This window comes from Streptomyces sp. NPDC000345, from assembly GCF_042898825.1.
In the GTDB taxonomy this organism is placed as follows: Bacteria; Actinomycetota; Actinomycetes; order Streptomycetales; family Streptomycetaceae; genus Streptomyces.
The window spans coordinates 39613-47144 of the sequence record NZ_JBIAZE010000027.1; the positions used below are offsets into that span (position 1 = coordinate 39613).

General features: G+C 71.5%; 7 protein-coding genes. 2 read left to right on the plus strand and 5 right to left on the minus strand.

Annotated features, from left to right (window positions below; translation table 11 throughout):
- Nucleotides 1–261: 261 nt before the first annotated feature.
- Nucleotides 262–1707, minus strand: a complete 1446-nt coding sequence (locus ACFY30_RS38630; protein ID WP_390849819.1) for a cytochrome P450 — start codon at nt 1705–1707, stop codon at nt 262–264.
- A gap of 311 nt (nt 1708–2018) precedes the next feature.
- On the opposite strand from ACFY30_RS38630, the gene ACFY30_RS38635 reads away from it, so the two are divergent.
- Nucleotides 2019–2804 (plus strand): VC0807 family protein, encoded by a 786-nt coding sequence (locus ACFY30_RS38635; protein ID WP_390849820.1) that lies wholly within the window; start codon nt 2019–2021, stop codon nt 2802–2804.
- Nucleotides 2805–2884: 80 nt separating this feature from the next.
- Entirely contained in the window at nt 2885–3871 is a 987-nt protein-coding gene (locus tag ACFY30_RS38640; protein ID WP_390849821.1) for an aldo/keto reductase, read from the plus strand.
- A gap of 106 nt (nt 3872–3977) precedes the next feature.
- Here the strand turns inward: ACFY30_RS38640 and ACFY30_RS38645 are convergent, their stop codons facing one another.
- From ACFY30_RS38645 to ACFY30_RS38660, 4 genes are read right to left on the minus strand one after another with little or no spacing between them, the layout of a single operon-like run.
- The gene (locus ACFY30_RS38645) at nt 3978–5183 is read right to left on the minus strand and encodes an NAD(P)/FAD-dependent oxidoreductase (protein ID WP_390849822.1); all 1206 of its coding nucleotides are present in this window, start codon (nt 5181–5183) and stop codon (nt 3978–3980) included.
- The gene (gene rfbB, locus ACFY30_RS38650) at nt 5180–6193 is read right to left on the minus strand and encodes a dTDP-glucose 4,6-dehydratase (protein ID WP_390849823.1); all 1014 of its coding nucleotides are present in this window, start codon (nt 6191–6193) and stop codon (nt 5180–5182) included. The genes ACFY30_RS38645 and rfbB overlap by 4 nt, the downstream gene beginning before the upstream one ends.
- Nucleotides 6190–7257 carry a glucose-1-phosphate thymidylyltransferase gene (locus ACFY30_RS38655; RefSeq protein ID WP_390849824.1) on the minus strand — a complete coding sequence of 356 codons (1068 nt, stop codon included), beginning with the start codon at nt 7255–7257 and terminating at the stop codon, nt 6190–6192. The genes rfbB and ACFY30_RS38655 overlap by 4 nt, the downstream gene beginning before the upstream one ends.
- Before the next feature lie 43 nt (nt 7258–7300).
- The gene (locus ACFY30_RS38660; RefSeq protein ID WP_390849825.1) at nt 7301–7495 is read right to left on the minus strand and encodes a ferredoxin; all 195 of its coding nucleotides are present in this window, start codon (nt 7493–7495) and stop codon (nt 7301–7303) included.
- Nucleotides 7496–7532 lie beyond the last annotated feature (37 nt).

Here is a 7532-nt window from a genome sequence, read left to right on the forward strand (position 1 = left end):
CTGAAGAAACTCCGACGCGTTTTCCCGTACGTGTGCGTCTTCTGGCAACACGGCCACTGCCTCCGCCCTACGGATCCGGCTCTGCTTCCGGCCGCGGATTCCGGCCGGATCCGACTCCCGCGCGACCTGCGAGACGATCGATGAGTGCGATGCGATCGATGGTTCCGGTGTTCGTCATACTGGCGGCTGCCGGGGGATCAGTCCCGTGGGCAGCTCTCGATCTAGGGAGACTTCTACTTCTTCGGCCCTGGTCAGCGGCCTTCAACGCCTGCGGTGGGCGATCATCTCGAGGCCGCCGCGGGGCTGCAGGGTGATGTCGCTCGCGACCCGGACGGGGCCCTTGTCGACCGGCTCGAACTCCCAGTGGCGGCTGAGGGTCGCCAGTGCCATGACGCCTTCCATCTGAGCGAAGACGTTGCCGATGCACTGCCGGGGTCCGGCGCCGAAGGGGAGGTACGCCAGCCGGGGGCGGCCCGCGGCCTTGGCGTGGCCCGCCAGCGGGTCCGACGGGTCGGCCTCGGCCAGGAACCGCTGGGGGGCGAACCGCTCCGGCTCGGGCCACCAGGCGGGATCGCGGTGCAGGACATAGGGGCTGCAGATGACCACGCTGTTGCGGGGGATGTGGAACCCGTTGGCCGTGTAGTCCTCCAGGGAACGCCGGACGAGGTTCCAGGCCGGCGGGTACAGGCGCAGTGCCTCGGAGTACACGGCGTCCGCGTACTTCAGGTCGGGGAGGTCCTCGACGGTGGGCAGGCGGTCGCCGAGGACCTCGTCGACTTCGGCGTGCAGTCGCTCGCGGGTCTCGGGGTTGGTGCCGAGCAGGTGGTACGCCCAGGTCAGGGCTCCCGAGGAGGTCTCGTGGCCGGCCATCAGCAGGGTGACGGCCTCGTCGCGCACCTCCAGGTCGGTGAGGTGCTCGCCGGTGTCGGCGTCGGTGACGGTCAGGAGCACGGACAGCAGGTCCGCGCCGTCCCCGGGCCCCTGGCGCCGTTCCTCGATCATGGCGTAGACGATGTCGTCGATGTTCTTCAGGCCGCGCTTCAGCTGGCGGTTCGCGGGCAGCGGGAGCCGCAGCAGGATCTTGCCGAAGGGGCTCAACTCCCAGCGCAGTGGGCCGCCTTCGCGGGGGAAGGCGGTGCGGATGCTCTCGGCGGCCTCGCTTTCGAGGGAGACGTCGAAGAGGGTGCGGGTGACCATGCCGAGCGCGAGTTCGTACATGGACTCGTGGAAGTTGGACTTCTCGCCGTCGGTGAACCCGGCGGAGGCCTCGTCCGCGATGGCGGCGAAGGCGGAGCCGTATCCGGCGATGCGCTTGCGGTGGAAGACGGGCTGGATGAGCCGTCGCTGCCTGCGGTGGTAGGTGCCGACGCTGGTCACCAGGCCCTTGCCCAGGACATTGCGGCCCAGGATGGTCTCCAGGTTGGCCCCCCAGTCGTCGGGACCGGGGCCGGTCTTCTTGGTGTCCTTGTCGAAGCGGCGGCTGGAGGCGACGATGACGTCCTGGACGACGTCGAAGTCACTGAGGAGGAAGACCTCGTCCTTTCCCATCGGAATGCGGACGACCGGGCCGTGTTTGTCGCGCAGTCGGGACATGTAGCCCGGGATGTTGCGGATGACCTCGCGCATCTCCTTCAGTCCCAAGGAGTCCGGGGTGGGTATGGACTCGGTCGGCGCAGCCGACTCGGGAGTCGTTCGAACGTCGGTCACGGATGTCTCCTGGTCTGCGGAGGCTGACAGGGCTCGGTGCGCCGGGGCGACGGTGCGCGGATCGGATTCCTGCGGCCGCGGCGAAAAGGGACATATGCCCGGGTGGACCTGGCGCCCGACGCTAGCACCGAGGAGGCGGGGGGCCGCGAAGTGCCGCCGAGTTCTAGGGAATTCCAAAGGGTTGACGCGATGCGGTCGTCGGCGGCGGGCCCCTGACCGGGGCCGCCCGTACGCTGTGCGTGTGCCGGACGGCCTCGGCATGAGGGCGGCCCGGTACGCGTTCCGTACCGCCCCCATCGGACGGAGAACTTATGACCAGCGGCGGAAGCACCCTTCCGGAACACTCCCCGAACGGCGCCGCCTCCGGGCCGGCCGGCGGCGGGGACGCCGCCCACGGCTCGTCCCGCACCGGTTCCGGGCCTCCCCTGCTGCTGACGGTCCTGGTGGACCTCGGTGTCCCGATCGGCCTGTACTACGGGCTGACGGCGGCGGGGGTGAGCGATGTGCTCGCGCTGACCGCCGGGGCCGTGGTGCCCGGGGCGGCGACGCTGGTGCGTTTCGCCAGGACGCGACGCGTGGATGTGCTCGGTGTGTTCGTGACGACGATGCTGGTGCTCGGCATCGTCGTGTCGCTGGCCGGGGGGAGCGCGCGGCTGCTGCTGGTGCGTGACGGCTGGCTGACGGCGGTGGCCGGGCTCGGCTTCCTGGTGTCCCTGCGCGGCAGGCGCCCGCTCGCGTTCGGTTTCTCCCGCAGACTGCTGGAGCGGCGTGCCTCGGGGGGCCGGGACTGGGACGAACTGTGGGACGAGGAGCCCGACTTCCGGCGGATCTGGCGGGTCACCACGGTGATCTGGGGCATCGGCCTGCTGGTGGACTCCATGATCCGGACGCTGATGGCGTACACGCTGCCGGTGCATGTGGTGCCCGCGCTCAACGGCGCCCAGTACGGCGTCTTCACACTGCTGATGCTGGTGATCGTCAACGTCTACCACGCACGCGCCGGTCTGTGGTCCATTCTGTCGCCGCAGTCCGGCACCCCCACGGCCGGCGGCCAGGACACCGGCTCCGGCCGTCGCTCCGGCCACGAGAGCCGTTGACCCGATTCCCCTGCCGGCGGCCCACCGCGGCGTGATGCCGTGTCGTGCGGCCTTCCACCCACTGTCACGAGGATGTCCACGTGTTGCACACTCAGCTGGGCCGGACCGGTCTGCGCGTCAGCAGACTGGCCCTCGGCACCGTGAACTTCGGTGGCCGGGTGGAGGAGCCCGAGGCGCACCGTCTGATGGATCACGCCCTTGCCGAGGGCATCAACTTCGTCGACACGGCCAACACCTACGGCTGGCGCGTGTACAAGGGCCACACGGAGGAGGTCATCGGCAGATGGCTGGCCAAGAGCCCCTCCCGGCGTGACGAGGTGGTCGTCGCCACCAAGGTCGGCGACCCGATGGGCGACGGTCTCAACGCCCATGGACTGTCCGCGCGCAACATCGTCTCCGCCTGCGAGGCGTCGCTGAGGCGGCTCGGCACGGACTGGATCGACCTCTACCAGATGCACCACATCGACCGGTCCGTGGGCTGGGACGAGGTGTGGCAGGCGATGGACCTCCTGGTCGCCCAGGGCAAGGTGCGCTACGTCGGCTCGTCCAACTTCGCGGGCTGGGACATCGCGTCCGCCCAGGAGGCGGCCGGGCGGCGGAACACCCTCGGCCTGGTGTCCGAGCAGTGCGTCTACAACCTCGTCACCCGGCACGCCGAGCTGGAGGTCATCCCCGCGGCGCGGGCGTACGGCCTGGGCGTGCTGGTGTGGTCCCCGCTGCACGGCGGTCTGCTCAGCGGTGTCCTGCGCAAGCTGCGGGCGAACGACGCCGTGAAGTCGGCGCAGGGCCGGGCCGCGGACGCCCTCGACCGGTACCGCGACACCATCGAGGCCTACGAGAAGCTCTGCGCCGAGCACGGTCTCGATCCCGCGGAGGCGGGACTCGCCTGGACGCTGTCGCGCCCCGGGGTGACGGCCGCGGTGATCGGTCCGCGGACGGAGCAACACGTCACGAGTGCCCTCGCCGCGCTGCGTTCCCCGCTGCCGGAGCCCTTCGTGGCGCGGCTGGAGGAGCTCTTCCCGCCCATCGGTCACGGCGGCCCCGCCCCCGACGCGTGGCTCTCCTGACCGGCCCGACCGGCTGCCGGCGGCGAACGGCCCGGCCCCTCAACGCTGTCGAGGGGCCGGGCCGTGGTGCGTCGCGGGCCCGAGGGCGGGTCCCACCCGGGGGCCGTCAGCCCGCCGGGGCCGTTGCGGGCAGGCCCGTCCACCGGGCTCGGCTCTCCACCAGGGGACGCAGCTGCTGGACGGAGCGCGGCAGGTTGACGGCGACCGCGCCGCGGACGTGGTCCCCGACGCAGTAGACGGCGGTGAACTTCCGTTCGGCGGGGCTGCCTTCGACGATGTGGCACCGGTCGGTCCCGGCCGTCTCCCCGAACACCTGGATCTTCAGGTCGTGCTGATCGGTCCAGAAGTACGGCAGCGGTGACGCGGGCCGGGCACCGCTGCCGGCGAGCAGGTTGCGGGCGACGGCGACCGCCTGTTCGGTGGCCTGTGTACGGTGCTCCCATCGCCTGCGCCGCCCCGTACGGGCGTCGGGCCGGCTGGCGATGTCGCCCGCGGCCCACACACCGGGTCCGGCCGCGCCCAGGCCGTCGCAGAGGACGCCGTCCCCGGTGGGGATCCCGCTGCCCGCCAGCCACTCGGTGTTGGTGAGCGAGCCCGCCGCGACCAGCACCACGTCCGCCGGCAGGCGTGTGCCGTCGGCCAGCAGGACTCCGGTGGCCGCTCCGGCCGTGCCCAGCACCTCGGTCACCCGCCCCCGTCGGAAGCGCAGCCCGAGATCGCGGTGGACGGCCGCGACCAGTCCGGCCGCCTGCGGCCCGAGCAGGTCGAGCAGGGGTACGGGTTCGGTGCCGACCAGGGTGACCTCGGCGCCCAGGCCGCGGGCGGCGACGGCCGCCTCCGTGCCGAGCAGTCCGGCCCCGGCCACCACGAGCCGCCGTCCTTGGCCGAGGGCCTCCCGCAGGGCGAGGGCGTCGTCGAGGGTGCGCAGGACGTGGACGCCGGTGAGGGCGTCGGCGCCGGGCAGGGTCCGGGGCCGTACGCCGGTCGCGACGACGACGGCGTCGGCGTGCAGGCGGCTGCCGTCGGCGAGTTCGACCGCGCGGCCGGCCCTGTCCAGCCGGGTGGCGGCGGTGCCCGGGCGCAGGTCGATGCCGGCGCGGTCGTAGGCCTCGGGCCCGCGCAGGCGGATGCGGTCCGGTTCCCACCGGCCGGAGAGGATCTGCTTGGACAGGGGCGGCCGGTCGTACGGCGGATGGGGTTCGGCGCCGACGACGGTGAGGCGGCCCTCGTAGCCCTGCCGTCTGAGGGTCTCGGCGGTGGTGGCGCCGGCGGCGCCCGCGCCGACGACGACGATCGCGTCCAGGCCGGTCAACGGGTGCCCCCCGCACTCTGCTTCAGCGGCTCCCACCAGGCCCGGTTCTCCCGGTACCAGGCGACGGTCTCGGCCAGGCCGGCGGCGAAGTCCTTGCGCGGCCGGTAGCCGAGTTCGTCGCGGATCTTGGACCAGTCGACGCAGTAGCGGCGGTCGTGGCCCTTGCGGTCCGTGACGTACTCGACGCGGTCGGGTCCGGCGCCGCACGCGTCGAGGAGGAGGTCGGTCAGGCGGCGGTTGGTCAGCTCGGTCCCGCCGCCGATGTTGTAGACCTCGCCGGGGCGGCCGCCGGTGCGGACCAGTTCGATGCCCTGCACATGGTCGTCGATGTGCAGCCAGTCGCGTACGTTGCCGCCGTCTCCGTACAGCGGCACCCTGTGGCCGTCGAGGAGGCGGGTGACGAACAGCGGGATCACCTTCTCCGGGTACTGGTGGTGGCCGTAGTTGTTGGAGCAGCGGGTCACCCGCACGTCCAGGCCGTGGGTGCGGTGGTGGGCCAGGGCCAGCAGGTCGGAGGATGCCTTGGAGGCGGAGTAGGGGGAGTTGGGCAGCAGCGGGCTGCGCTCCGTCCAGGCTCCGGTGTCGATGGAGCCGTACACCTCGTCGGTGGAGACGTGCACGAAGGTGGAGATGCCGTGGCGCAGGGCCGCGTCGAGCAGGGTCTGGGTGCCCAGGACGTTGGTGCGGACGAACTCGGCGGGGCTGAGGATCGAGCGGTCCACATGGGACTCGGCGGCGAAGTGCACCACCTGGTCGTGGCGGGCCATGAGGTCGTCGACGAGTTCCGGGTCGCAGATGTCGCCCTTGACGAACGAGAACGCGGGGTGGTCGTGCACCGGGTCCAGGTTGGCCGGGTTGCCGGCGTAGGTGAGCTTGTCCAGGACGGTGACGCTGACGCCGGCCGGACCGCCGGGCCCGAGCAGCGTCCGGACGTGGTGGGAGCCGATGAAGCCGGCGCCGCCGGTCACCAGGATGCGGGCGGCGGGCCGGGTGGGGTGCGCGGGGGTCATGAGGAGATCTGCACCCGCCCGTGGTCGCCTATCACCAGACGGTGGGTGGCGGGCACGCGCGGGCCCAGGGAGACCCGTACGTTGCGCCCGACCAGGGAACCCTCGACCCGGCGGATGCTGTCGAACCGGGACTCCCGCAGGATGATCGAGAACTCGATCTCGCTGTCGCGGATGACGCAGTCCTCCGCGATGGACGTCGACGGGCCGATGTAGGAGTTCTCGACCACCGTGCCGGGGCCGATGATCGCGGGTCCCACGATGCGGGAGCCGCGGACGACGGCTCCGGCGTCGATGCGCACCCGGCCGACGATCTCGCTGGTCTCGTCGACGTCACCGTCGACGCGGTACTCCAGCAGATCCAGCAGTCTGCGGTTGACGTCGAGGATGTCCGCGGCGTTTCCGGTGTCCTTCCAGTAGCCGGTGATCACGGTGGTGCGCACGTCGTGGTCGCGTTCCAGCAGCCACTGGATGGCGTCGGTGATCTCCAGCTCGCCGCGCGGGGAGGGCGGGATGGCGCGCACCGCCTCGTGGATGGCGGGGCCGAAGAGGTACACGCCGACCAGCGCGAGGTCGCTGCGGGGCTGCTCCGGTTTCTCCTCCAGGCGCACCAGGCGCCCGACGTCGTCGAGTTCGGCGACGCCGAAGGCGGACGGGTCGGGCACCCGGGTGAGCAGGAGCTGGGCGTCCGGGCGCTCCTTGCGGAACTCGTCCACGGAGTCGGTGATGCCGCCGAAGACGAAGTTGTCGCCGAGGAACATCACGAAGTCGTCGTCGCCGAGGAAGTCCCGGGCGATGAGCACGGCGTGGGACAGGCCCAGCGGGGCTTCCTGCCGCAGGTAGGTGACGTCGAGTCCGAAGTCGGAGCCGTCGCCGACGGCTTGCCGGATCTCGTTCTCGGTGTCGCCGACGACGATCGCGACCTCGGTGATCCCGGCGTCCGCGATCGCCTCCAGGCCGTAGAAGAGGATGGGCTTGTTGGCGACCGGCACCAACTGCTTGGCGGAGGTGTGGGTGATCGGCCGCAGCCGGGTGCCCGCACCGCCCGAGAGCACGAGAGCCTTCACGGTTCCATCCCGTCTGACTGGTGTCGTGGGTGAGGGGTGGCCGTCAGGACTGCAGCTCGATCGCGCCCGAGGGGCAGATCAGCTCCGCCTCGGTCACGGCGGCGTGCAGGTCCTCGGACGGTTCGGGCTGGAGCAGTTCCACCAGGCCGTCCTCACGGTTCTGCTCGAAGACGGCGGGGGCGGCCAGCACGCACTGACCGGCTCCGACGCAGCGCTCGCGGTCCACGTTGATCTTCACAGTGTTGTTCCTGTTCCTGTGGTCGGGATGGTTCTCG

What these genes read in the sequence shown, in the direction of transcription:
- ACFY30_RS38635 (WP_390849820.1), top strand. Translation starts at nt 2,019, where the DNA reads ATGACCAGCGGCGGAAGCACCCTTCCGGAACACTCCCCGAACGGCGCC.
- rfbB (WP_390849823.1), bottom strand. Translation starts at nt 6,193, where the DNA reads ATGACCCCCGCGCACCCCACCCGGCCCGCCGCCCGCATCCTGGTGACC.